Origin of the sequence: Niveispirillum fermenti, from assembly GCF_048066175.1 — a bacterium.
Classification (GTDB): domain Bacteria; phylum Pseudomonadota; class Alphaproteobacteria; order Azospirillales; family Azospirillaceae; genus Niveispirillum; species Niveispirillum fermenti.
Map to the genome: position 1 here is coordinate 175180 of NZ_JBLTXA010000004.1, position 23496 is coordinate 198675.

The 23496-nt window shown below is 66.4% G+C and carries 24 protein-coding genes; 10 read left to right on the plus strand and 14 right to left on the minus strand.

The genetic code is table 11. The features are described 5' to 3' along the window. Positions 1-36: 36 nt before the first annotated feature. Complete coding sequence (locus ACM9LZ_RS05900) at positions 37-1104, minus strand: homocysteine S-methyltransferase family protein (RefSeq protein ID WP_416618421.1); 1068 nt, start codon at positions 1102-1104, stop codon at positions 37-39. A 92-nt stretch (positions 1105-1196) separates the two neighbouring features. After that, complete coding sequence (locus ACM9LZ_RS05905; RefSeq protein ID WP_416618422.1) at positions 1197-3398, minus strand: ATP-binding protein; 2202 nt, start codon at positions 3396-3398, stop codon at positions 1197-1199. 171 nt (positions 3399-3569) lie between these two features. Here ACM9LZ_RS05905 and ACM9LZ_RS05910 point away from each other — a divergent pair, with 171 nt between their 5' ends. After that, entirely contained in the window at positions 3570-4091 is a 522-nt protein-coding gene (locus tag ACM9LZ_RS05910) for a pentapeptide repeat-containing protein (protein WP_416618423.1), read from the plus strand. 177 nt (positions 4092-4268) lie between these two features. Next, a complete protein-coding gene (gene hisS, locus ACM9LZ_RS05915; RefSeq protein WP_416618424.1) occupies positions 4269-5654 on the plus strand; it encodes a histidine--tRNA ligase in 1386 nt (461 codons plus the stop codon). Between the two features lie 79 nt (positions 5655-5733). Here hisS and ACM9LZ_RS05920 read toward each other — a convergent pair whose 3' ends face one another. The 3 genes from ACM9LZ_RS05920 to ACM9LZ_RS05930 form a co-directional block, all read right to left on the minus strand. Further along, positions 5734-6027 carry a PspC domain-containing protein gene (locus tag ACM9LZ_RS05920; RefSeq protein ID WP_416618425.1) on the minus strand — a complete coding sequence of 98 codons (294 nt, stop codon included), beginning with the start codon at positions 6025-6027 and terminating at the stop codon, positions 5734-5736. Positions 6028-6104: 77 nt separating this feature from the next. Further along, complete coding sequence (locus tag ACM9LZ_RS05925) at positions 6105-6779, minus strand: PspA/IM30 family protein (protein WP_416618426.1); 675 nt, start codon at positions 6777-6779, stop codon at positions 6105-6107. 58 nt (positions 6780-6837) lie between these two features. Then, complete coding sequence (locus ACM9LZ_RS05930; protein ID WP_416618427.1) at positions 6838-6981, minus strand: hypothetical protein; 144 nt, start codon at positions 6979-6981, stop codon at positions 6838-6840. A gap of 350 nt (positions 6982-7331) precedes the next feature. On the opposite strand from ACM9LZ_RS05930, the gene ACM9LZ_RS05935 reads away from it, so the two are divergent. The 6 genes from ACM9LZ_RS05935 (at position 7332) to ACM9LZ_RS05960 (ending at position 13274) form a co-directional block, all read left to right on the plus strand. Continuing rightward, positions 7332-8300 (plus strand): homoserine kinase, encoded by a 969-nt coding sequence (locus ACM9LZ_RS05935; RefSeq protein ID WP_416618428.1) that lies wholly within the window; start codon positions 7332-7334, stop codon positions 8298-8300. Further along, positions 8297-8788, plus strand: a complete 492-nt coding sequence (gene rnhA / locus ACM9LZ_RS05940) for a ribonuclease HI (protein ID WP_416618429.1) — start codon at positions 8297-8299, stop codon at positions 8786-8788. Before ACM9LZ_RS05935 ends, rnhA begins: the two co-directional genes overlap by 4 nt. 101 nt (positions 8789-8889) lie before the next feature. After that, positions 8890-9186, plus strand: a complete 297-nt coding sequence (locus ACM9LZ_RS05945; RefSeq protein WP_416618430.1) for a hypothetical protein — start codon at positions 8890-8892, stop codon at positions 9184-9186. A 57-nt stretch (positions 9187-9243) separates the two neighbouring features. Further along, positions 9244-11379, plus strand: coding sequence for an NAD-dependent DNA ligase LigA (gene ligA, locus ACM9LZ_RS05950; protein ID WP_416618431.1), 2136 nt, complete (start codon positions 9244-9246; stop codon positions 11377-11379). Between the two features lie 184 nt (positions 11380-11563). Beyond that, a complete protein-coding gene (locus ACM9LZ_RS05955) occupies positions 11564-12334 on the plus strand; it encodes a GIN domain-containing protein (RefSeq protein ID WP_416618432.1) in 771 nt (256 codons plus the stop codon). A 148-nt stretch (positions 12335-12482) separates the two neighbouring features. Continuing rightward, positions 12483-13274, plus strand: a complete 792-nt coding sequence (locus ACM9LZ_RS05960) for a head GIN domain-containing protein (protein ID WP_416618433.1) — start codon at positions 12483-12485, stop codon at positions 13272-13274. 56 nt (positions 13275-13330) lie between these two features. Here the strand turns inward: ACM9LZ_RS05960 and ACM9LZ_RS05965 are convergent, their stop codons facing one another. The 8 genes from ACM9LZ_RS05965 to ACM9LZ_RS06000 all read right to left on the minus strand — a co-directional run bounded on the left by ACM9LZ_RS05965 (position 13331) and on the right by ACM9LZ_RS06000 (position 21651). Beyond that, positions 13331-13891: a DUF3833 domain-containing protein gene (locus ACM9LZ_RS05965; protein ID WP_416618434.1), complete on the minus strand. Its 561-nt coding sequence runs from the start codon at positions 13889-13891 to the stop codon at positions 13331-13333. A gap of 49 nt (positions 13892-13940) precedes the next feature. Beyond that, a complete protein-coding gene (locus ACM9LZ_RS05970; protein ID WP_416618435.1) occupies positions 13941-15278 on the minus strand; it encodes an MFS transporter in 1338 nt (445 codons plus the stop codon). 43 nt (positions 15279-15321) lie between these two features. Next, the gene (locus ACM9LZ_RS05975; protein WP_416618436.1) at positions 15322-16560 is read right to left on the minus strand and encodes a class I SAM-dependent methyltransferase; all 1239 of its coding nucleotides are present in this window, start codon (positions 16558-16560) and stop codon (positions 15322-15324) included. Continuing rightward, positions 16557-17390 carry a DUF1365 domain-containing protein gene (locus ACM9LZ_RS05980; RefSeq protein WP_416618437.1) on the minus strand — a complete coding sequence of 278 codons (834 nt, stop codon included), beginning with the start codon at positions 17388-17390 and terminating at the stop codon, positions 16557-16559. Before ACM9LZ_RS05980 ends, ACM9LZ_RS05975 begins: the two co-directional genes overlap by 4 nt. Continuing rightward, complete coding sequence (locus ACM9LZ_RS05985) at positions 17387-18721, minus strand: NAD(P)/FAD-dependent oxidoreductase (RefSeq protein WP_416618438.1); 1335 nt, start codon at positions 18719-18721, stop codon at positions 17387-17389. The genes ACM9LZ_RS05980 and ACM9LZ_RS05985 overlap by 4 nt, the downstream gene beginning before the upstream one ends. 16 nt (positions 18722-18737) lie before the next feature. Further along, complete coding sequence (locus tag ACM9LZ_RS05990) at positions 18738-20216, minus strand: cryptochrome/photolyase family protein (RefSeq protein WP_416618439.1); 1479 nt, start codon at positions 20214-20216, stop codon at positions 18738-18740. A 271-nt stretch (positions 20217-20487) separates the two neighbouring features. Next, positions 20488-21207, minus strand: coding sequence for a ligase-associated DNA damage response endonuclease PdeM (gene pdeM / locus ACM9LZ_RS05995; RefSeq protein WP_416618440.1), 720 nt, complete (start codon positions 21205-21207; stop codon positions 20488-20490). A 21-nt stretch (positions 21208-21228) separates the two neighbouring features. Next, positions 21229-21651, minus strand: coding sequence for a VOC family protein (locus ACM9LZ_RS06000; protein WP_416618441.1), 423 nt, complete (start codon positions 21649-21651; stop codon positions 21229-21231). A gap of 263 nt (positions 21652-21914) precedes the next feature. Here ACM9LZ_RS06000 and ACM9LZ_RS06005 point away from each other — a divergent pair, with 263 nt between their 5' ends. Beyond that, a complete protein-coding gene (locus ACM9LZ_RS06005) occupies positions 21915-22520 on the plus strand; it encodes a hypothetical protein (protein ID WP_416618442.1) in 606 nt (201 codons plus the stop codon). Next, the gene (locus ACM9LZ_RS06010; protein WP_416618443.1) at positions 22517-23092 is read left to right on the plus strand and encodes an intermediate filament family protein; all 576 of its coding nucleotides are present in this window, start codon (positions 22517-22519) and stop codon (positions 23090-23092) included. Before ACM9LZ_RS06005 ends, ACM9LZ_RS06010 begins: the two co-directional genes overlap by 4 nt. A gap of 14 nt (positions 23093-23106) precedes the next feature. Here the strand turns inward: ACM9LZ_RS06010 and ACM9LZ_RS06015 are convergent, their stop codons facing one another. After that, positions 23107-23343, minus strand: a complete 237-nt coding sequence (locus ACM9LZ_RS06015) for a hypothetical protein (protein ID WP_416618444.1) — start codon at positions 23341-23343, stop codon at positions 23107-23109. Positions 23344-23496 lie beyond the last annotated feature (153 nt).

Sequence of the window (23496 nt, forward strand, 5' to 3'; positions counted from 1 at the left end):
TGATAAGGGAAGGCAGGGGCGGGACCGGTGGAGTGATCAGAAGGCCGGCATCGTAAACGGTTCCAGGCCGGACAGGCGCATGGCGCGTTCCGGATGGGCCGGTTCACGCGGCGGCAGGCCCTTTACTGATTGGGCGATGGCGCGGATATGGTCGGGGGTGGAGCCGCAGCAGCCGCCGACGATATTCACCAGCCCGTCCCTGGCCCAGCCCTGAAGGTCGGCGGCCATATGCTCGGGCTTCTCGTCATACTGGCCGAACTCGTTGGGCAGGCCGGCATTGGGGTAGGCCGACACGAACACGTCGGCGATGCGCGACAGTTCCTGGATATAGGGGCGCATCAGATCGGCGCCCAGCGCGCAGTTCAGGCCGATGGAGAATGGCTTCACATGGCGCAGGCTGTTCCAGAAAGCCTCCGTCGTCTGGCCGGACAGGGTGCGGCCCGACCGGTCGGTGATGGTGCCGGAGATCAGGACGGGCAGGTCCAGGCCCTTTTCCTCCAGTACCTCTTCAATTGCGAACAACGCGGCCTTGGCGTTCAGCGTGTCGAAGATGGTCTCCACCATCAACAGGTCGGCTCCGCCATCGATCAGGCCCGCCGTCTGTTCCTTGTAGGCCAGGCGCAATTCGTCGAAATCGACATTGCGGAAGCCGGGGTCGGTGACCACGGGGCTGATGCTGGCGGTGCGGTTGGTGGGGCCAAGGGCGCCGGCGACATAGCGCGGCTGCGACGGGTCGGCGGCTTCCGCCGCGTCGGCGGCCTGGCGCGCCAGCCTGGCCCCTTCGAAATTCAGCTCATAGGCCAGCTTTTCCATGCCGTAATCGGCAAGGCTGATGCTGGTGGAATTGAAGGTGTTGGTTTCGATGATGTCGGCACCGGCATCCAGATACTGGGCGTGGATGTCGTAGATGATCTTGGCCTGCGTCACCGACAGAAGGTCGTTATTGCCCTTCACATCATGGTCCCAGTCCTTGAACCGGTCGCCGCGGTAATCTTCCTCTTCCAGCTTGTGCCGCTGGATCATAGTCCCCATGGCCCCGTCGATCACCAGGATGCGCTGGCGCGCGATGTCGCGCAGCCGCGACAGCCGTTCCGTCCTTGTCATCTTCCAGGCCCTTTCCACTGCATCCGGGCATGTTGCATCCCTGATCCCGGTTCTAACCCGGCAGTCCGACGCATGCAAACATAAAGATATCTTTATGTGATGATGGCAGACATGCCGGCGGCAGGAAGCAGCGTGTCCCCCGCCTGGCCGGCCGGTGTGTCCGCTGTGTCCGGCTCTGCCGCCTTTTCCCCGGGGCTGGCAGGAAGGCGCACGATGACGCGGGTGCCGCCCGCGGGCCGGTCCTGCACCTCGATGCTGCCGCCCAGCGGGCCGGCAACCAGGGTATAGGCCATGTGCAGGCCCAGGCCGGTGCGCCCCTCCGCCCGGCTGGTGGTGGTGAACGGCTCGAACAGGCGGGGGCGGATCATGGGGTCGATGCCGATGCCGTCATCCTCCACCACCAGTTCCAGCCAGCCATCCCCGGTCAGGTGGCTGGACAATTGTATGGTGCCGGGCCGCCCATCGGAAAAGGCATGGTCCATGCAGTTGCCCAGCAGCAGCCCCAGGACCTGGGTCAGCGCCCCGGCATTGGTTTCCAGCACCAGGCCGGGCTTCGTGTCCAGCCGCAGGGACACGTTCGGGGTGCCGATCCGCACCTCGATCGCGGGGCGAAGCTCCTTTATCAGGTCGTGCAGGTCCAGGCGGCGGTTCCGGTCGTCGGCACGCTCGGCAGCGATCTGCTTGAAGCTCTGCACGACGGCGGCGGTGCGTTCCACGGTCGTTGTCAGCAGGTCGGCCGCCTCCTTCACCTCCGTCAGGAAATCGGCCAGCTGGCGGCGTGTCAGCGTGCCAGAGGCCATGGCCCGTTCCGCGGCATCGACCTGCTGGGCCAGATGGGTGGCCGTGGTGAGTGCCGTGCCGACGGGTGTGTTCACCTCATGCGCCACGCCGGCCACCAGCCGGCCCAGGCTGGCCAGCTTTTCCGATTGCACAATCCGTTCCTGTGCAAGCTGCAGCCGGTCCACCGTGTCGGACAGGTGGCGGGTGCGGTCGGCCACCTGATCCTCCAGCGCGCCGTTCAGGGCGGCCAGGCGCGCGTTGGATTGTTTGGCCTGATCCAGCATGTGGCGCAGCCGGTCGATCAGCAAGGCCGCCTGCAGGAACAACATGAAGCAATAGCCCGCTTCCATGATGCCTGTGAAGCCGATGCGGTGGACCAGCGCCAGATTGGACAGGCCCAGCACGGTCCAGGCCACCGCCATGGGGAGGGCCAGCGGCTGGCGTCGCCGCGCCGCCACAAGGGTGGCGTAGAGCAGCGCCATCATGGCCAGCACCAGCCCCAGCGTCGCCGTCCAGGTCAGAAGCGACGGAAACGACAGTGTCCACAGGCTGGCCACTGGCACGGCCAGGATGCACAGGATCGACGGCCAAGCCAGCCCCGGCCGCAATGATCCCGGAAACAGCAGCGTGGCGCTGGCCAGACAGGACAGCCAGACGAAGGGGAACATCACATTGTTGAGGAAACCCAGCAACTGACCCGGCAGATTGGACAGGACCTCGCTGCCCAGCGGTGTATTGCTGGTCAACTGTACCATGGCGATGGCCACCGACATGACCGCGAAGACCAGGCATTCCCGGTCACGCGGGCGCAGCAGGTAAAGGATCAGGTACAAAAGCCCGATGGACAGGCACAAGGACAGGAAGGCCGTGCGCAGGGCCAGTTCCTGCTGCCAGTCGCCATAGATGCCGTCGGCCTCGCCCAGCAGCAGGGCACGGGGAATGCCGCCATAGCCGCCGAAGGCCGCCACCTGCACCGTGATGTCCAGCACCCCGTCAACGGGCTGCACGGCGGCGATGGCTTTCTGGCCGGCGCTGCTGGTCCGGGCCGCATCGGGGCCGACCCTGCCGGCATGGATGGCGGTACTGCCATTGACCATGACGTTCCAGGCCACGAACCGCTGATTGTGCCGCATGGCCAGCGGTGGTGCGTCAGGCGGCAGCAGCACGCGCAGGTGATAGGTGCCCACGCCTTCCGCCGTCAGGGGCACGCCGTCCACGCTCTGGCTTGTCCAGCGGCCGGGCACGGCCAGCAGCCGGTGCGACGGGGCTGTGCCGTCGGCGATGGCATCGGGGGTGACCAGCCGGTCGCGCCAGAACTGCCAGTCGCCTTCCAGGAAAAGGGCGCCCCGCCGGTTGAAATCCCATTCCCGCAGGTCCAGGACCCCATCCACGGCCAGGGGGCGGTGGGCCAGGGCGGCTGACAGGCCGGCCCAGAGCGCGGACAGGATGAGGGTCGCAACCAGGGGTGCCCAGAACCAGCGGACCATACCCTTCCGGTCCAGATGACGCTGCAAGGCCATTTTTCCCCGTGTGATCCCCGACCAACGTTACCGGCGCGGCCTGCGGCCGGCGCCATTAACCCTGCTTATCAGTTTGCCCCGATTTTGTCTTGGGCGGCGTTGCCGGCGGGCGCTTTGATGTTGGCAGAACGGCACCGCCACCTTATCTCTATCACCATGAGGAATATGCCCGTCCGGCAAGCGCGCCGCCCCGCCCTTCTCCCGCGTGCGGGAACCCTGCTGGTCCTGGCCCTGCTGTCGGCGGGTGTCGCACAGGCCGCCTGCACCGATCCGGCCGCATCGGGGGTGAACTGGCGCCGCTGCTACATGGATGGACGTGACCTGAAAGGGGTGGCGCTGGACGGCGCCATGCTGCGGGAAACCACTTTCCAGCGCAGCGACCTGACCGGCGCCAAACTGCCCCGCGCGGACGCCTATCGCGCGAAATTCATCTCCGCCCGCATGGCCGGGGCCGTGCTGGACGGGACCCGGCTGATCGAGGCCGACCTGACCCGCGCCGATCTGGCAGGCGCCAGCCTGAAGGAAGCCGATCTGCGCAACGCCAAGCTGGTGGGTGCCAGCATGAAGGGCGCCGACCTGACGGGTGCGCGGCTGGAGGGGGCGGACCTGCGCAATGCCGACCTGTCGCAGGCGGTCTGGACCGATGGCCGCACCTGCGCGGAAGGGTCGATGGGGCAGTGCCACTGATCGTCCCCACTGAGCATCGTGACGGTCGGGGCATGGTCGCGGGGACCGGACCAGGGGTGCCGCTCCCCCCGTGCCGGGCACGCAGGCGTGGGCTGACGGCAAAGCCGCTGGCGGTTCGCGCGCGGGCTGGCTAAAAGTCCAGGCAACCTGCCCCGACACGCGCTGGAAACCGATCCTATGGCCCTGATCACCCCCCGCACCCCTGCCGGCACCATGGAACTGCTGCCGCGCCGGCAGATCGCCTTCCAGCGCATGCTGGACACCATCCGCCGCAATTATGAGCGGTTCGGCTTCATCCCGCTGGAAACGCCGGTGTTCGAGGTGGCGGACGTGCTGTTGTCCAAGTCGGGCGGGGAGACAGAGAAGCAGGTCTATTTCGTGCAATCCACGGGCGCCATCGAACAGGGCCACAAGCCCGACCTGGCGATGCGCTTCGACCTGACCGTGCCCACCGCCCGGTATGTGGCCCAGCATGAGCGCGACCTGGCCTTTCCGTTCCGCCGGTACCAGATGCAGCGCGTCTATCGCGGGGAACGGGCGCAGAAGGGGCGCTACCGGGAATTCTATCAGTGCGACATCGACGTGATCGGCAAGGACAGCCTGCCCGTCGCCTATGATGCGGAGATGCCGGCCGTCATCTATTCGGTCTTCACGGAACTGGATGTCGGCCCGTTCCAGATCAACTTCAACAACCGCAAGATCCTGCTGGGCATGTTCGAGGCGCTGGGCGTCATCGACCCCGGCATCCGCACCCTGGTGCTGCGTCAGGTCGACAAGCTGGACAAGCTGTCACGCGACGAGGTGCTGGCCTTGCTGACGGGGGAGGGTATCGCCCTGTCGGCCGGGCAGGCGGCCAGCGTGCTGGACATGATCGGGTTCAGCGGACCGGCGGCCGACACGCTGGCCCATCTGGATCGCCTGGGCCTGGACAATGCGCTGTTCCGGGAAGGACTGGACGAACTGGCGCAGGTAGTGGCGGCCCTGAAGGCCTTCGGCGTACCGGAGACGCACTGGCGCGTCAATCTGGCCATCGCACGGGGGCTGGATTACTACACGGGCACGGTCTATGAGACGTTCCTGACCGACCATCCGTCGCTGGGGTCGGTCTGCTCCGGCGGGCGATATGAGAATCTGGCCGGACTCTACACGAAATCGAAGCTGCCGGGTGTGGGCATATCCATCGGCCTGACGCGCCTGTTCTATGCGCTGGAACAGGCCGGCATCGTGCAGGACGGGGACAGCAGCGTGCAGGCGCTGGTGACCCAGTTCGATCCGGCATTGCTGGCCGATTATCTGGCCATGGGGGCCGAACTGCGTGCCGCGGGCGTGAACACGGAAATCTACCTGTCGCCCGACAAGCCGGCCAAGCAGTTCAAATATGCCGACAAGGCCGGCATCCGTTTCGCCGTCATCATGGGCGGGGACGAGAAGGCCAGGGGCGAAGTGACGGTGAAGGACATGATCGCCGGCGGCCAGGCCGGTGTGCGGCGTGAGGCCCTGGCCACCACCCTGGCCTGGATCATCGATCAGAAGCGCTTGCCGGCTGAGGGGGAGGCGGTCTGACCCGACGGTCCCGGCAAAACAGACCGGGCGGGGTCCCCCCGGCCCCCGCCCGGTTGCGGCCCGCCCGGCCCTTGCGGGCTCAGCGGCGCCATTCGCGGTAATCGTCGCCGAAGGCGCGGGCGTAGCGGTCGACGCGCGCCACGGGACGGTTGCTCAGCACCAGGGCCGCGACGAAGTAGGCGACGATCGTCGGACCCGTCAGGAAGATCAGGCCCAGCACCGTGGCCAGACGCACCCAGAAGCTCTTGATCCCCAGCCAGTCGGCCACGCCGGCGCACACGCCGAAGATCATGCCGTTGGCACTGTTCTTGTAAAGTTTGCCGCCCTGGAAGCGCTGGGCGAAGCGGTCGAAATGGCGGTTGTGGCGGTTCACTTTTCTCTCCATCGTTCCGTTGGTTGTCCGAGGTTCCCCGTCGCCGGTGCCGGCGCCAGGGGGCTCCTTCCGGCCGGTCAGGCCGCGTTGCCGCGGTCGGCCATGCGCTTTTTCAGCGCGCTCAGTTCATCCTCGACGCGGCCGCGGCTTTCCAGGTCCGCGAACTCGTCCTTCAGGGTGCGGGGCCGGCCCATGCCCAACGTATCACCGGCGGCTTCCACATGGTCGATCTCGCGTTCCAGTTCGCGGGAACGGGCCAGCGCTTCATCCAGGCGGCCATCATAGAGGCTGGTCCGCACCCGCAACCGGTCGACGGCGCCGCGGTAGCGGGCGGCCAGGCCCCGCCGGCGGGCATGCGCCTCGGCCAGCTTGTCTTCCAGCGCCCGCGCATCCTCGGTCATGCGGGCGATGGCATCTTCCAGGGCCTTGATCTCGGTCTCCGCCGGGGTGGTGGCGCGGCGGATCTCCTCCCGGGCGGCCAGTGCGGCACGGGCCAGATCCTCGCGGTTGTGGGACAATGCGATTTCAGCCTTGCGTTCCCATTCCAGCATCTCGAACTCGGCGGCGCGCCAGTGGGCCGCCAGTTCCTTCTTTTCCGCGATCATGCGGACGGTGCCGCAGCGCACTTCGGACAGGGTGTCCTCCATCTCCCGGATCGCCTGGTTGAGCGTCTGCTCCGGGTCGGCCGACCGGTCCAGCAGGCTGGACAGGTTGGCGTTGATGACATCACCGAGGCGGTCGATCAGGCCCATTTTCGGGGCTCCTTCTGACAGGGACGATAGAGAATATGGTAGGGCCGGGGGGATGGGCTCAGGCCAGGAAGTTCATGCCCAGCAGAACCACGAGGGCGGCGGCCAGAACCGGCAGCATCTCCGCCAGGCTCGCCAGGTCCAGTTCGCTGTTCAGCTTGCTGTTGCGGGCGGCGCGGCTGGCGAGGAAGTTCATCGTGGTCATTGTCGGCTCCATCAGGTTCGAATTTCGGTGGCCGTTGCGGCCATGCCTCCTTTAAAGCAAGGGGCGTGCCAAGTGCCGTAAGAGGGGCGGAAATGGCGGAATTCCGCCATTCCTGGCGGCTAGGAAATTTGGCTCACTTCACGAGTGTGGTGATTTTGGCGATCGAATGGCGGAATTCGCGAAAGGTTGGCGACGGACGCGCGACGGCTTTGCGGGTGTTGTCTGCAAGGGCCCGCCACGGCCCGTCACCCATGGCGAGGCGGGGCCGCAGTCCAGGCACGCGCCGGTGCGGGCGGTGCGGGTCCCGATGTGCGATTGACCGGCGCATCGGAACCGGCTACGCATCGCGCATGGCCGTCTATACCGAAGTTTCCGACGAAGAAGTCCGCGCGTTCGTCGCCCAGTACGATCTGGGCGATGTGATGTCCTGCAAGGGCATCGCGGAAGGGGTGGAGAATTCCAACTTCCTTCTGGTGACGGACAAGGGCCCCTATATCCTTACCCTTTACGAAAAGCGGGTGGACCCGGCCGACCTGCCCTTCTTCCTGGGCCTGATGGACCATCTGGCCGCGCGCGGGCTGACCTGTCCGCAGCCTGTGGCGGGCCGTGACGGCGTGGCGCTGCGGTTCCTGTGCGGCCGGCCGGCTGTCATCGTCACCTTCCTGAAGGGCATGTGGCCACGCCGCATCACGGCGGAACATTGCGCCGGCCTGGGTGGCGGGCTGGCCCGTCTGCACCTGGCGGGGGAGGGCTTTCCGCTGACCCGCCGCAATGCCCTGTCGGTTCCGGGCTGGCGCCCGCTGTTCGAGGCGACCCGTGCGCGCGCCGATGAGGTGAAGCCCGGCCTGGCTGATGCGCTGGCCGCCGAACTGGACCATCTGGAGGCCGTCTGGCCCGCCGACCTGCCCCACGGCATCATCCATGCCGATCTGTTCCCCGACAATGTGTTCTTCAGCGACGGGAAGCTGTCGGGCCTGATCGATTTCTATTTCGCCTGCAACGACCTGCTGGCCTATGACGTGGCCATCTGCCTGAACGCCTGGTGCTTCGAGGCCGACGGCGCCTTCAATGTCACCAAGGCCCGGCTGCTGCTGGGTGCCTATGAAGCCGTGCGCCCCCTGTCGGTGGCGGAGCGGGCGGCCCTGCCCGTGCTGGCGCGCGGCAGCGCCATCCGCTTCCTGCTGACCCGGCTTTACGATTGGCTGAACACGCCGGCCGGGGCCATGGTGAAGCGCAAGGACCCGCTGGAATATCTGCACAAGCTGCGCTTCCACCAGCAGATCCGCCATACCGCCGATTACGGGCTTGACCGGTCGTGAGCGACGTGAATACCGGCGACAAGGTTGTCGATGCCTATACCGATGGTGCCTGTTCGGGCAATCCCGGTCCCGGCGGCTGGGGCGCCTTGCTGCGCTGGAACGGCAATGAGCGGGAATTGAAGGGCGGGGAGGCCGCCACGACCAACAACCGAATGGAGCTGCTGGCCGCCATCAACGCGCTGGAGGCGTTGAAGCGCCCCATGAGCGTGCGGCTGCACACCGACAGCCAGTATGTGAAGAATGGCATCACGACCTGGATCCATGGCTGGAAGAAGAATGGCTGGAAGACGGCATCCCGGGACCCCGTGAAGAATGCCGATCTGTGGCAGCGGCTGGAGATGGCCACGGCCCGCCATCAGGTTGAATTCCATTGGGTCAAGGGCCATGCCGGCCACCCGGAGAACGAGCGCGCCGACCAGTTGGCCCGCGATGGCCTGCGCGAGGCGCGCGACTTCCAGCGCGAGGCGCGCGATGGGTCGGCCGATTAAGCTGTGGTGCTGATAATGTAGTGACCGGAGGTTGCGTTTGCGTTGCAGCCTGTCCGACAGTATACTGTTCTGGTCGGCTAACCGTTAGGCATGGTCACGCCTTGCACCAGCTTCTGCGCGTCCTGGACCAATTGTCATACCGGCTGGAACGTCGCGTCTTCATGGTCGACGGCCAGGAGCTGACGGCCTGCGTCAGCGAGGAATGCTGGGAAGCGCTGGCGGATATCTGCCAGCGCGAGGGGTTGAAGCTGGACAATCTGGTGGCCAATATCGCACGGCGCGTGCGCAAGCGCAGCCTGTCGCTGGAACTGGATCTGTTCGCGCTGACCTATTTCCAGAACCGCGCGCTGCCCGACGGGCTGCATACGATGGAGCCGGCCAACCTGTTGCCGTGCTGACCGCGCTCTCGTACAAGGGGTTTCACCGCATCACCTTGTTCCCCGAGAGAGCGCCCCATGCAAGCCGATCTGCGCCTGATCGCTGTCGATGACCTGTCGCTGGAGGAGGCCGGTGCCGAGCACAAGGCCCTGGTGGCTGAAATCGGACATCACCGCGCGCTTTATTACGCCAAGGACGCGCCCGTCCTGGCGGACGCCGATTATGACGGGCTGGAACAGCGGCTGGGCGCCCTGGAGGCGCGGTTTCCCGAGCTGATCACACCGGACAGTCCCAGCCAGACGGTGGGGGCGGCCCCGGCCGCCGGATTCGGCAAGGTGCGTCACGCCGTGCCCATGCTGTCGCTTTCCAACGCCTTCGAGGATGGGGATGTCGATGATTTCGTGGGCCGCATCCGCCGCTTCCTGAACCTGCCGGAAACGGAGCCCGTCCGTTTCGTGGCCGAACCCAAGATCGACGGGCTGTCGCTGTCGCTGCGCTACGAGAAGGGACGGCTGGTCCAGGCAGCCACCCGCGGCGACGGGGCGGAGGGGGAGGACGTGACGGCCAATGTCCGCACGATCCGCGACATCCCCCATCTTCTGTCGGGCGAAGCGCCAGATCTGGTGGAGGTGCGGGGCGAGGTCTATATGACCCGCGCGGATTTCCTGGCCCTGAATCAGGCGCAGGCGGACAAGGGCGACAAGGTTTTCGCCAATCCGCGCAACGCCGCCGCGGGCAGCCTGCGCCAGTTGGACAGTTCGATCACGGCGGGTCGGCCCCTGCGCTTCTTCGCCTATGCCTGGGGCGCCCTGTCGGAACCGCTGGGCCCGACGCAATGGGACAGCCGGCAGCGGCTGGCCGGCTTCGGCTTCACGCTGTCCAGCCCGTCGCGCTGCTGCACCGGGGCCGCGGAACTGCTGGATTATTACCGCGAGATCGGGCGGACACGGCCGGAACTGCCCTTCGATATCGATGGCGTGGTCTACAAGGTCGACAGCCTGGCCCTGCAGGAACGTCTGGGCTTCATCTCCCGATCCCCCCGCTGGGCCACGGCCCATAAATATCCGGCCGAGCAGGCGACGACCCGCCTGAACAACATCACGATCCAGGTGGGGCGCACGGGCGCGCTGACGCCTGTGGCGGAACTGGAACCGGTCAATGTCGGCGGTGTCGTGGTCAGCCGCGCCACGCTGCACAACAAGGACGAGATCGAGCGCAAGGATGTCCGCGTCGGTGATCTTGTCATCGTGCAGCGGGCCGGGGACGTGATCCCGCAGATCGTCGGCTTCGTCCCCGAGCCGGGCCGCGACAGGGCCGATCCCTATGCCTTTCCCGAATGCTGCCCCGAATGCGGGTCCATCGCCGTGCGGGAGGAGGGGGAGGTCATCACCCGCTGCACGGGCGGGCTGGTCTGTCCCGCACAGGCCGTGGAGCGGCTGCGCCATTTCGTCTCGCGCAACGCCTTCGACATCGAAGGCCTGGGGATCGAGCGCATCCAGCTTTTCTTCGAGCAGGGTCGCGTGAAGCAGCCAGCCGACATCTTCACGCTGGAAAAGCGTGAGGAAGCGCGGATCGACCGGCTGGTCAGCATGACCGGGTTCGGCAAGAAATCCGTGGAGAAGCTGTTCCAGGCCATCGAGGCGCGGCGCAGCATAGACCTGGATCGTTTCATCTTCGCGCTGGGCATCCGCCAGATCGGCGAGGCGACGGCCAAGCTGCTGGCCAGGGCCTACCGCACGGTGGAGAACTGGCGCGACCGCATGATCGCTGCTGCTGCCGAGCGCGGGGAGAAACGGGAGGAGAAGAAACCCGAACTGGTGGGCGAGGCCTATGCCGAACTGTGCGGTATTGAACAGATCGGCATGAGCGTGGCCGATGACCTGACCGACTTCTTCCGCGAACAGCATAATCTCGACGCGCTGGCCGCGCTGCTGGCCGAGGTGGCGGTGAAGGAACATGTGCCGTCGGCCGCCGCCGCATCCCCCGTCACGGGCAAAACCGTGGTCTTCACGGGCACGCTGGTCACCATGGGCCGGTCGGAAGCCAAGGCCAGGGCGGAGGCGCTGGGCGCCAAGGTGGCCGGGTCGGTCAGTGGCAAGACCGATTATGTCATCGTCGGCGCCGATGCGGGGTCCAAGGCCGCCAAGGCCCAGGAACTGGGCGTGACGATCCTGAGCGAGGAGGAATGGACGGCCCTGGTCGCGGGATATTAGATGTGGAAAGGGCGAGGGAGGGCGGAATTGCCAGTCCTTTCATGGAATTGTGAGCGCCGCCATTTTGTTGTCATATTGGCCATCGGCGGATGGGCCACCCTCGAGGATTTCCGTCATTTTCCACTTGGCACGCACCTTGCTGTCACGGGTGCAGTCAACCGATCCGATGGGGAGCCCGATCATCATGTCCGTCAAAGCCGCCTTGTTCGCCACCGCCCTTTCCCTGGCCGCGTTGCCGGCGCTGGCCTTTGGGCCGCAGGCGTTCAATGCCGGTGAAGTGACGGTGAAGGACGTGTTCGGCCGGCTGGAAGTGGTGGTGGACAACAAGGCCAGTCAGGTGACCGCCAGCGTCACGGGCCCGTCGCGCTGGACCGACCGGGTGCAGGTCAGGCTGGAAGGCAATGATCTGGTGATCCACCAGAAGGACGCGCCGCGCCAGCGCCGGCTGCGCGACACCGATGAATGGATCGATGTCCGTGTTACCGTGCCGGCCGGCACAAAGCTGGAGATCGACGGTTTCACCGGCGAGGGCCGGGTCGGCGATTTGCGCGGGCCGCTGTCGGTCGACGGGTTGACGGCCGGTCGTCTGACCATCGGCCATGTTTCCACGGCGGAGATCAGTGTGGCCGGATCCGGCGACGTGGTGGTCGGTGACATCGACCGGGACGTGGCGCTGGAGATCAATGGCAGCGGGTCCATCCGGACCGGCCGCACGGCCGGCACGGCCGATATGGAGATCAACGGTTCCGGCGAGATCGATCTGGCCCGCGCCGACGGTCCCGTGAAGGCCGAGGTGAACGGGTCCGGGGACATCAATATCCGGGCCGGGGTGGCCGATCCGCTGGTCGTCGATATCCGTGGCTCGGGCTCCGTCCTGCTGGATGGCATTGCCCGCCATCAGGATATCGACCAGTCCGGTTCCGGCAAGGTCCGTGTCACCGGCCGCGCCGGCTGACCGGTTTCCCCCGCTTTTCTTTCCCGCTCATCGTCCCGGATCCGGTCCGGGTTCACAAAATGACAGGGTGCCGCCTGACCGATTGCTGCCGGCCATTGCTGCCGGGGCCGGGGCGCAACCCTGCTGATCCGACCAAAGGAGGCATGCCATGCGCCGTTTTTCCGCCCTGTTGCTCGCCGGTTTCGTCCTTGGCCTTGTCCTGCCCGCAGGCGCCTGGGCCGAAAGCACGGGCCCGCAACGTTTCGACGCCAAGCGCCTGACCATTCGCGACGTGGTGGGCGAGGTGAAGGTCACGGTCGATCCCGCGGCCAAGGACATGGTTGTGACCATCGATGCCGAAGGCGAGGAGTTCGACCTGCTGTCGGCCCGCCTTCAGGGTGACGAACTGCTGGTGGCGCGCACCCGGCCTCCGGAAAAGAAGCGGTCCGGATGGCGGGTGGACAATAATGAGGTGGTCATCACGGTCACCCTGCCCAAGGCCACGCCCATCCATGTGGATGACATGGTGGGCAAGCTGTCGGTCGGCGACCTGGACGGCCCGCTGACCGCCGATATCCGCGCGGCAGCCGATATCGAGGCGGGGCGGTTGTCCAGCATGCGGGTCGATGTGGCGGGTGCCGCCGGCATCCGCGCCGGGGATATCGCCGGGTCCCTGGAATTGTCCATCGCCGGGGCCGGGGATGTGAATGTCGGAACCGTGCGACAGGGCGCCGACATCCGCGTTTCCGGCTTCGGCAATGTCGATGTCGCCGGCATCCACGGGTCCGTCAAGGTACAGGTCAGCGGGGTCGGCGACATCGATCTCAACAAGGGTGATGTGGATATGCTGGACGTTGCCGTATCGGGTCTGGGGTCCTTGAGCTTCCAGGGCGAGGCCAGGGACCGGCGCGTCAGCACCAGCGGGCTGGCCAGCGTGCGGGTGAACGGCAAGCGTTTGTGACGCAAAGAAGCTGAGCGGTGGCGTGACCGGGGTTTCCCCCGGCACCCGACAGGGGATCACTCCGCCGCGTGAGCCGCCCGCCCGGCGGCCGGCGCCTTGTGGAAGGCGATGGTGACGGTGGCCAGATGGATGCCGAACTTGGTCATGGTGGCACGGTTCAGCAGCACACCGTCCGGCATCAGGAACATCCAATCGTCGAACCGCACCTTCATCCGCCGGCCGTCCAGCTTCAGATTGAAATCATAGACCATGTTGAAGGCGTTGCCGGACAAGCGGCCCAGGGCCGGGCCGTCCGCGTCGTCGGTGGTGCCTTCCCAGGCGCCGGCCCCCTGGCGGCGCAGCCGCCAGATGCGCTGTTCCGTCTCCCCGTCATTCCACAGGAAATCCTCTGTCAGGGTCAGCGTGCTGCCGTCCCAATCCCCGCTTATATCCACGGTGAAGGTGCGGCGCACATTGCCGAACCGGTCTTCCACCAGCCCATAGGCGCGGGTCGTGCCCTGGAAATAATCCTCCAGCACCAGGGTGGGCTGCTGGCCTGCGAACTGTTCGGGCTTCATGTTGCTGCACCCGGAAAGGGCCGTGAAAAGGGCGGCCAGAAGCAACAGGCGGCGGAACATGGCGGCCTCGGGGTTGAAGGGGGGATGATGGTGAAGGCGGCGGATGGGGTCAGGTGCCGGCCGCCGGCCACCGGCGTTCGATCCTGGCGCGCAGACCGGCCTGAACAGCCGGCGTCAGCGGCCAGCGCCACAGCAGGGCGATGGCAGCGGCCTTGAACATGACGGGGACGCCGACATAAAGGGCCGCCAGGGCGGTCAGCCCGGGCGGCGTGCCACCCGTGGCCGGATCGAAGCCGAACAGGCCGGCCACCGTCAGCCCCAGGGCCGCCAGCGCCGTGGCCAGCTTTGTCGCCAGACCCCAGAAGGCGAAATACAGGCCCGTCCGGGCCCGGCCCGTGCGGGCCGTATCCATGTCCACGACATCGGCCTGCATGGCCGAAGGCAGAACCAGATCGGCCCCCAGCGACAGGCCGGTCATGACGCAGATGACCAGGAAGGGAACGAAATCCCCCGGCCCCAGCAATGGCACGGGCAGGAACCAGGCAATGTTCCAGATCATCGCCCAGCGCCAGACGACATGCTTGCCGTATTTGTGGCTCAACCTCGACCATAGCGGCACCGCCACCAATCCTGATGCGAAATAGCAAAGCAGCAGAAGACCGGCCCGATCCCCTTCCATTAGCAAATGCTGAACAAAGAAAAGGAAGAGTTGAGCGGGAAGGCCGTTCGCCACGCCATTGATGACATAGGCCAGGATCAGTTTCCGAAAAGCCCCATTTGCAAAAATGATTTTCATGCCGCGCCTGAAGTTCAGCTTGCGACTTTGCGGCTGCGGATATTCCGGAACAGCAAGCAGGGCGATTATTGTGAGGGCAGGCAGAAGCATAAGAACGGTCAGCGCCAGCAGCCGCAGCGCGTCGGCCTGTCGGCCCGCGCCGCCGACGCCGGCGGCAAAGGGAAGGGAGAGGGCCAGAACCGTCCCGATGACGGTTGCCGCTTCCCTGAAGCCGGCGATGCGCGTGCGCTGGTGGTAGTCACCGGACAGTTCGGCGCCCCAGGCCGTCAGCGGCACGATCATCATGCTCCAGCCGAGATAGAGCGCCATGCTCCAACCCAGCAGATGGCCGATACCCGCCCTGTCACCCGGCACCAGCAGGAACCAGAGCGAGATCAGCGTCAGGGGCAAACCGGCCGCGATCCAGGGCCGCCGCCGGCCGAAACGGCTGCGTGTCCTGTCGGACAGCATGCCGACCAGCGGATCGGTCACCCCGTCCCACAGCCGGGCCAGCAGCAGCACCAGCCCCACGCTGGCCAGCGGCACCCCGGCCTGGGCATAGACGGCGGGAAGATAGACATAGGTGGGCAGGACCAGCATGGCCAATGGCAGTGCCGGCAGGGCATAGGCGAGCAGATGCCGGCTCGCCACGGGCGGAGGTGGGGCCATCATGATCCCTTCGGGGGCCGGGCCATGGATCACAACGTTGCGGGTATCAGCCCTTCGACAGGCCGACATGCAGCACGTCGATCGTGCCGACCCTGAAGCCCGCGGCGCAGTACCAGAGATATTGTTCCCACATGCGCTTGAAACGCCGGTCGAATCCCTGGGTCTCCAGCACGGGCCAAGCGGCCTGGAAGTTTTCCTGCCAATGATCCAGGGTGCGGGCGTAATGCAGGCCGTAGCCCTTCGCCCCCTCATAGCGCAGGCCTGCCAGTTCGATCTCGCTTTGCAGGCGGGCGGGGCTGGGCAGCATGCCGCCGGGGAAGATATAGCGCTGGATATAATCGGCGCCGCGGCGGTAGCTGTCGAAATGTTCTTCCGCGATCGTGATGATCTGCAGCGCGGCCTTGCCGCCGGGCTTCAGCCTGTCGCCCAGGCTGCGGAAGAATACGGGCCAGTATCGTTCGCCCACCGCCTCGAACATCTCGATGCTGGCGATGCGGTCGAACTGTTCCGTCACGTCCCGGTAATCCTGCAGGCGTATCTCCACCCGGTCGGACAGGCCCGCCCGGCGCATGCGTTCCACCGCGTAATCATGCTGTGCGCGGCTGATGGTCAGTGCGGTCACGCGGGCACCCACGGTGCCGGCCGCATATTCGGCGAAACCGCCCCAGCCGCAGCCGATCTCCAGTACATGGTGGCCGGCCCGCAAATCCATCCGGCGGGCGATTTGCGCATATTTGCGCTCCTGCGCCGCGTCGAGCGGCTCTGCCTTGTCCAGATCGGCGAAAATGGCGGCGGAATAGGTCATGCTGGGGTCCAGCCAGCGTTCGTAGAAGCTGTTGCCCAGGTCGTAATGGTAGGCGATGTTGCGCTTCGACCCGCCCTTCGTGTTGGGCCGGGCGGCATGCAGCAGGAAGTTCACGGCCCGCATCCAGGCCTTGCCGTTCATGGCGCGGTCCAGTTCGGCCTCGTTAAGCAGCGCCATCTCGAACAGGGCCGGCACATCCGGACTGGTCCAGTCGCCGTCCAGATAGCTTTCGCAGAAGCCCAGCTTGCCGCCGAACAGCATGCGTCGCGCTACGCGGTCGTTGCGGACATAGAGAACGCCATGCGGCCCCGGTTCCGTTCCGTCGAACCGGTGGCTGCGCCCGTCGGGCAGCACGACGGTCAGGGCCCCGCGGCGGATGGCCGGCGCCAGGGACAGCAGCAAGCGCATCATGCGCGACGGATGATAGGGAACGGCGCCGTGGCGCAGGCCGATGATCTGGCTTTCGGTCTGTTCGGTCATGGTTCCACCAATGTCTGGGCGGTGGTTGAAATGGGGCGTGCGGGCGTTTCGGCAAGCGGCCGGATACGCACGGGCGGTTCGGGACGGTGGTGGAAGCGTGCCCCCTTTCGCCAGAGACGCAGCGCCTCCCAATGGATGCCGGCGATGACCTTCAGGGTCACCAGCGGATGGCAGGCGATGGCCGACCACAGGCTTCGCGTCGTCAGCGGGCGGCGTCGCCCCGTCTGGGTGGCGACCAGCAGGTCGCCGTTCGCGTCGCCATAGCGGATATCGACGGCAAGCCTGTCCCCCGGCACGCGCAGGCGGAAGCGATAGGTGCCGTCGATGGCGAAGAAGGGGGAGACGTGGAACTCCTTTTCATGGGCCTGGCGGACCTCCCCGCCGGCCGGCACCCCGCCGGGCATGGGCAGCACATAGCAATGCTGGTCGCCGAAGGTGTTCTTCACCTCGCACAGGATGGCGCGCAGCCCGCCGCCGGGCCCATGGCAGAAATAGATCGACAGCGGGTTGAAGGCATATCCCAGCACACGCGGGAAGCACAGCAGACGGATGGCCCCCCCCGCCAGCGTCACGCCATGGGCGGCCAGAACCTCTTCCACCCAGGGACGCAGGGGGGTGCCGTCACGCCGGCCATGATCGCGGTCCTGGATGGACAGCAGACCCGGCCGGTTATGGGTCAGCGGCCAGGGCAGCCGGTCCAGCACGTCCAGGTCCAGCAGCAGCGAATAGACCCGATAGCTGAACCGGTGGCGGAACGGGCGCAGCCGGGCATGGAACACGCGGCAAAGATAGAGCGCGTGCGGGCCACTGTCATCCGCGGCCGCGATCATTCGGCCGCGGCCTGGAAAGGCCGGAGCGGCCGGGCATTGCGGCCGGCGGGCGAGGCATCGACGGCCGTCCAGGGCCGGGTGGCGCCCAGTGCCTCCGCCACCGCCAGTCCCGCCGACAAGCCATCCTCGTGAAAGCCGTAACCCAGATACGCTCCGCAGAACCAGGTCCGGCGCACCCCCTGGATCGTGGCCATCTGGGCCTGCGCCCGGATGGCGGCGGTGTCGAACATGGGATGGTCGTAGATGAATTCCCGGATACGGTATTCGGGCCGCGGCGGCTGGATCGGGTTCAGCGTCACGAAAAGGGGATCGGCGGGGTCGATGCCCTGCAGCTCGTTCATCCAATAGGTGACGGCCACCTTGGCATTGCGGTCGCGGGTGCCGTTGGCCAGGTAGTTCCAGGCGGACCACGCCTTGGGCCGCCGGGGCATCAAGGCCGGGTCGCGATGCAGATGGGCGCGGTTCAACTGGTAGCGGAAGGCCGACAGCACGCGCCTTTCCGCATCATCCGCGTCGGACAGCATGGTCAGCGCCTGATCGGCATGGGCACCGATGACGACATGGTCGTACTGGCTTTCCTGCCCGTCAATGTCACGCAGCAGCACGCCGGCCGGCGTGCGGCGCAGGGCGATGATGGCGCGGCCCGTGTGGAACCGGCCGGCCAGGGTATCGGCCAGGGCCCGGACATAGGTCCGGCTGCCGCCCTTCACCGTGTACCATTGCGGGCGGTTCTTGACCTTCAGAAGCCCGTGATTCTGGAAGAACCGGATGAAGCTGTGCGCCGGAAAGGAAAGCATCTCGGAAATGGTCGAGGACCAGATAGCCGCCCCCATGGGCAGCAGATGGTCATAGATGAAGCGGTGGCCATAGCGGCCGGCGTCCAGATATTCGCCCAGTGTCATGGAAATGGCGGCCGGGTCGCGCAGCAGCTTCGGCGCCTCGCGATAAAAGCGCATGATGTCGCGCAGCATCAGGTGGTAGGTGGGCGACAGCAGATTGCGCTTCTGCGCGAACATGCCGGCCAGGTTGCTGCCCGAATATTCCAGCCGCCCCCGGTCCAGGCTGACGGCGAAGCTCATGGTGCAGGGCATGGCCGGCACGCCCAGATGCGCGAACAATGCCAGCAGGTTGGGGTATGTGGCCTGGTTGAAGACGATAAACCCCGTGTCCACGGCGATGGACCGACCGTCCGCGCCTTTCACGTCGACCGTGTTGGAATGGCCGCCCAGATAGTCGTTCTGTTCGAACAGCGTCACGTCGTGCCCCTGCCGGTTCAGCAGCCAGGCGGCGCTGAGCCCGGAGATACCGGCACCGATAACAGCGATCCTCATCGGAAAAATCCTTTCGTCAGGCCGGCTCGGCCAGGCTGTCGGCACGCAGGGCGGCAAAGGCGTCCAGCGCACGCTGCCGGCCAAGGGCATGGTCGATGATCGGGGCGGGATAATCGCGTCCCAGGATCACCCCGGCCCCGCGCAGCACCATCGGCGGTGCCGTCCACGGGGCATGGATATATTTGTCGGGCATGTGTTTCAGTTCGGGCACCCACCGGCGCACAAAATGTCCATCCGGATCGAATTTCTGCCCCTGAAGCATGGGGTTGAATACCCGGAAATAGGGGGCGGCATCGGCCCCGCAGCCGCCGATCCATTGCCACCCCGCGGCGTTGTTGGCCAGATCGGCATCCACCAGCGTGTCCCAGAACCAGGCCTGCCCCGCCTGCCACGGCAGCAGCAGATGCTTGACCAGCAGCGAGCCCGCGATCATGCGGACACGGTTGTGCATCCAGCCCGTGGTCCAGAGCTGGCGCATGCCGGCATCCACGATGGGATAACCGGTGCGTCCGTGCTGCCAGGCGGTTAGCGCCGTGTCGTCGCGGGTCCAGGGGAATTCCTCGAAAGCGGGGTTCAGGGGCCGGTCGGGCAGGTGCGGGAAATGGTACAGCAGCGCGTGACAGAATTCACGCCAGCCGATTTCGCGCAGGAAGCTGTCGATCTGGCGTGCCAGTCCATCGTCCGCCGCCGCCGCGATGCGGGCAGCGTGCCAGACCTGACGCGGGGATATTTCCCCGAAATGCAGGTGCGGCGACAGGCGCGACGTGCCGTCGATCCCGGGTACGTCGCGGCCGGTGGCATAGCCGGCGGCCCCGCCACCATCCAGGAACATGGCAAGGCGTGCGGCGGCCGCGGCCTCGCCGACGCGCCCGCCATCCTCCCAGGTGTGGCGCAACCCGCCGGCCCAGTCGGGCCGGGTGGGCAGCAAGTCCCAATCCGCCAGCCTGTCGCCGGCCGGCCGGCCGGCAAAGGGGCACAGCCGGTCGGGGGTGGGCAGGGGATCGGACGGCGCCAGGATGGACAGAGCCGCCCGCCAATAAGGGGTGAAGACCTTGTAGGGCGTGCCGGCGCCCGTCAGCACCTCCCACGGTTCATTCAGCAGGCCGGCCTTGAAGCTCACCACCCTGGCACGGTCCTTCAACGCGGCCTTCAGCCGGCTGTCGCGTTCAATGGCGAAAGGCTCGTAACAGCGGTTCCAGACGATTTCGGCCGCACCCACCTGTCGGGCAAGGTCGCTGATCACATGGTCGGCCGGCCCGCGCAGCAGCAGCAGCGGGTTGCCCCGCCGTTCCAGGTCGGCGGAAAGCTGTCGCAGGCTGTGGTGCAACCACCAGCGTGCGGCCCCACCCTGGCGCCAGGTGCCGGGCGTGACATCGTCCAGCACATACACAGGCAACAGGGGCCGGCCGCTGGCCGCGGCATGGGCCAGGGCCGGGTTGTCGGCCAGGCGCAGATCCTGGCGGAACCAGACGATGATGGGGGCGGCGTCGGTCATGCGTGCGATGGGCCTTGGCAACGGGCTGTTCTTGTCTCTTACGCCCGCGCCGCCCGGCTGGATCACCCGGTTTACCGCCGGATGCCGATATATTTTTCAGCACACCCGCTTGAATTATCCGCTGGGCGGACTATCTGCCGATCATGGACCGTGGCGGTCCGTGCCCGTCGTTCCCCGGCGGGTATCCCCCTTCCCCCCCAGGGCCGCCCGTTCCTGAACGCCCCCGGTTGGTCCGCCATCCGGGGGCGTTCCATTTCCGGATGTCGGGATCCTACAGGACCCGGCGCGCCGCCATGTCCCGGCGTGCGGCACCGTCGGGCGCCAGGCGTGTGGATGGCAGGGGGAAAAGCCGGCCCGTGCCCAGCATCCAGGCATGGAAGGGGCGGCGGAACAGGCCGGCCATCGCCGGGTCCAGCACATTGAGCCCCCCGGTATAGGCGCCGAAGGCCGGCAGGATCAGCCGTTGGCCGTCGCCGGCGAAGCAGCGCGCACTGATCCGCCGGCCGCGCACGACAGCCGCCGCCTTGGGATGGAAATGGCCCGACACTTCACCCGCCGCCTGTTCCGGGTCGGTCACCGCCTCATGCCGCAGCACCAGGGGGCCTTCGCGCAAGACCGCCGTCACCACCGATCCGCCCCAGCCGGCGGGCGGGGCGGGATCGTGGTTGCCGGCGATCCATATCCAGTCATGGGCGGCCGTCAATGCCGCGATGCGTCGCCCGTCACCTGCGGAGATGCGTGCAGCCGCATCGCGGTCATGGAAGCTGTCGCCCAGGCAGACCACGCGGAGGGGGCGCCATCGGGCGCACAATGCCTCCAGCCGGGTCAGGGTGGCGGCGGTGTCATAGGGCGGCAGGAACTGGCCGTGCCGGGCAAAGGCCGATCCCTTCTCCAGATGCAGGTCGGCGACCAGGAGCCAGCCGCGCGTCGGCCAGAACAGGGCGCCGGCCGGGTCGGCCTGCAATAGGGCCCCGTTCAGGGGGATTTCCATGGCAGGGCTCAATCCCCCACCTCAGACCAGGGTGACGGTGCCGTCATCGGCCAGTGGCCAATGCGGGTTCCAGGCGATTTCCCAGTAATGCCCGTCCGGGTCGGCGAAGATGCCGGAATAGCCGCCCCAATGCTGGTCCGTGGGCGGCCGCACCAGACGGGCGCCCTGGGTCAGCGCAAAGGAGACCAGGCGGTCCACCTCTGCCTTGTCATGGACATTGTGGGCCAGCATCGCCGGACCGGGCGCGACCTTGCCGGCATCGCCCGCGATCTCCTTCTCGTAATCGGCGGCGGTCAGCAGGCCCAGCCCCATGCCCCCCATCTGGAAATAGGCGAAGCCGGCCTGACTGCCGGCGGCTGGCGTCCAGCCCAATCCTTCATAGAAGCCGCGCGACCGGGCCACGTCGGCAACACGCAGGGTAACCAGGGTGATGCGTTGTTCCATGGGGGCCTTCCATGCGGGGAGGGGGGAGGTGCCTATTGGTCCATAGTGGCGGGCAAAGGGCAAGCGCGATCGGCCCCGGAGCGCAGCGCGACCGCAATCCCTATGCGGCCTGTATGGTCAAGCATACAAGCGCTGGTGAACTATATTGATCCGCGGCCAAAGCTGACGCCTTGTGACCGCGGGTTCCCGCGCCGTCCATTGCCCCTTTCAAAGAAATGAAATTTTCTATACAATATTGTTCTGTGATTTCCCCGAGGCATCTGGTGCTGAATAATATCATCGCACTGATCCAGTTTGCTGTCGTCACGTTCGTCGCGGCGGTCGGGGTCAATCTTGTGGTTGCCATGGGTGCCTATCTGATCGCCAAGATCATCCGGGCGCAATCCGACGAGACGGGATTGCGCGATCGGCTGGCACGATATTCCCGCATCGTCACGGGCCTGTCGAACCGGGTGGAAGCGCGGAAGAACACCGCCGCCGGGGCGGCTTCCCACCTGTTTGGTGCCCAGCGGCAGGAAAAACAGTTGAAGGCCCGCATCCGGGAACTGGAAAACGCTCCCCATCGTTTCGTGCGCATGATCGGGGCGGAGCAGTTCCCCAACAAGCCTTACGAATTCCTGGTCATCAACACGTCGGTTTCCCACCAGGTCAAGCGGGGGGAACGCCACCCCTTCTATGACAGCAGTTGGGCACAGCCCTGTCCCGTGCATGTCTGGGCCCGCGGCCCGGAAGAGGCGCGGGCCGAATTCGAACGGGTCTACCCGAAGGCTTCGGGCTTCAAGGCCGTCTATGCACAACCCCTGACCGGGGCTGCCGCCCCCAAGGACCCGGTCGAAAGCGAAGAGGCGGAAGGGGCGGTGCCCGCATGAGCCTTTTCACTGTTGCCCTGGGCGCCATGATCGTCTTCCTGTCCCTGAAGCCGACGGTCATCAAGGCCAATCACACGGTCCGCGAAGCCAAGAAAGCCATACTGGAACTGCGCCGCCGCCAGCAGGCGCTGAGCCAGCGTCTGCGCTCGCTGGCGCGGGAAAGCCTGAACCAGCGCCTGACGGCCGGTCAGGATGACAATGAAGCCGATGCCCTGAACGGCCGGCTGGAACAGCTCCAGCGCATGATCGAGCAACTGGAAGCCGAGGATCGCCGTGTGCTGGTTATGGATGAACGGCGCGGCCTGTCGGAAACCGGGTGGATCATCTGTGTGCGGCGCAGCCCGTCGGTGGCCTCTCCGCTGGAGCCGGCGGTCATCACCCGCCTGTGGGATGAAGGGCGCTATCTCTTCTTCTTCGCTTCCGATCAGGCGCGGGCCCGGCGCAAGGTCCTGACCCGCTTTTCAGAGGAGAACGGCTTCAGCATCGTCGATGTGAAGCCGCATGAGGGTGATCTTTCCGATCCGCCCGCGCTGGGCGCCAATAACCCTGACAAGCAAAGGCAGAGCGCCTGACGGGCGTGATGCTGTCAGACGCGGATATCCAGCAGGTAGCCGCGAAGCTGCACGGGCTGCACAGGGTCCATTGTGACCGGTGGGACCGGGGGCAGGTTTCTGTCGGGCAGCCGCGATGCGGGGGCTGGGGCCGGTGGTGGCGGGGCCGGCGCGGGATCGGCAGACTGCTTGCCCGGCGCCCCTTGGGGCGTCGGCGGGGCCGGCGCTGTATAGCTGCCGGTGCTGCCATTGCTGATGCCGGATATTGCCATGGGCCCATCCTATACCCGCACCGCGGCCGCCGGAACTGTACAGGCGGATAGTCTTATACTAATAGCTTGAGATGAGTAGAACTCATCTCAAGCTGGTGCGGCGGCGACTGCCACAGCAGCGCTCGTGCGGGCTACCGTCGCCACAGGGGGACA

Bases quoted from the DNA above. Each gene is read 5' to 3' on its own strand.
- ACM9LZ_RS05900 (WP_416618421.1), bottom strand. From the start codon at position 1,104: ATGACAAGGACGGAACGGCTGTCGCGGCTGCGCGACATCGCGCGCCAG.
- ACM9LZ_RS05910 (WP_416618423.1), top strand. From the start codon at position 3,570: ATGCCCGTCCGGCAAGCGCGCCGCCCCGCCCTTCTCCCGCGTGCGGGA.
- hisS (WP_416618424.1), top strand. From the start codon at position 4,269: ATGGCCCTGATCACCCCCCGCACCCCTGCCGGCACCATGGAACTGCTG.
- ACM9LZ_RS05925 (WP_416618426.1), bottom strand. From the start codon at position 6,779: ATGGGCCTGATCGACCGCCTCGGTGATGTCATCAACGCCAACCTGTCC.
- ACM9LZ_RS05930 (WP_416618427.1), bottom strand. From the start codon at position 6,981: ATGACCACGATGAACTTCCTCGCCAGCCGCGCCGCCCGCAACAGCAAG.
- ACM9LZ_RS05935 (WP_416618428.1), top strand. From the start codon at position 7,332: ATGGCCGTCTATACCGAAGTTTCCGACGAAGAAGTCCGCGCGTTCGTC.
- ligA (WP_416618431.1), top strand. From the start codon at position 9,244: ATGCAAGCCGATCTGCGCCTGATCGCTGTCGATGACCTGTCGCTGGAG.
- ACM9LZ_RS05955 (WP_416618432.1), top strand. From the start codon at position 11,564: ATGTCCGTCAAAGCCGCCTTGTTCGCCACCGCCCTTTCCCTGGCCGCG.
- ACM9LZ_RS05960 (WP_416618433.1), top strand. From the start codon at position 12,483: ATGCGCCGTTTTTCCGCCCTGTTGCTCGCCGGTTTCGTCCTTGGCCTT.
- ACM9LZ_RS05965 (WP_416618434.1), bottom strand. From the start codon at position 13,891: ATGTTCCGCCGCCTGTTGCTTCTGGCCGCCCTTTTCACGGCCCTTTCC.
- ACM9LZ_RS05970 (WP_416618435.1), bottom strand. From the start codon at position 15,278: ATGATGGCCCCACCTCCGCCCGTGGCGAGCCGGCATCTGCTCGCCTAT.
- ACM9LZ_RS05975 (WP_416618436.1), bottom strand. From the start codon at position 16,560: ATGACCGAACAGACCGAAAGCCAGATCATCGGCCTGCGCCACGGCGCC.
- ACM9LZ_RS05980 (WP_416618437.1), bottom strand. From the start codon at position 17,390: ATGATCGCGGCCGCGGATGACAGTGGCCCGCACGCGCTCTATCTTTGC.
- ACM9LZ_RS05985 (WP_416618438.1), bottom strand. From the start codon at position 18,721: ATGAGGATCGCTGTTATCGGTGCCGGTATCTCCGGGCTCAGCGCCGCC.
- ACM9LZ_RS05990 (WP_416618439.1), bottom strand. From the start codon at position 20,216: ATGACCGACGCCGCCCCCATCATCGTCTGGTTCCGCCAGGATCTGCGC.
- pdeM (WP_416618440.1), bottom strand. From the start codon at position 21,207: ATGGAAATCCCCCTGAACGGGGCCCTATTGCAGGCCGACCCGGCCGGC.
- ACM9LZ_RS06000 (WP_416618441.1), bottom strand. From the start codon at position 21,651: ATGGAACAACGCATCACCCTGGTTACCCTGCGTGTTGCCGACGTGGCC.
- ACM9LZ_RS06010 (WP_416618443.1), top strand. From the start codon at position 22,517: ATGAGCCTTTTCACTGTTGCCCTGGGCGCCATGATCGTCTTCCTGTCC.
- ACM9LZ_RS06015 (WP_416618444.1), bottom strand. From the start codon at position 23,343: ATGGCAATATCCGGCATCAGCAATGGCAGCACCGGCAGCTATACAGCG.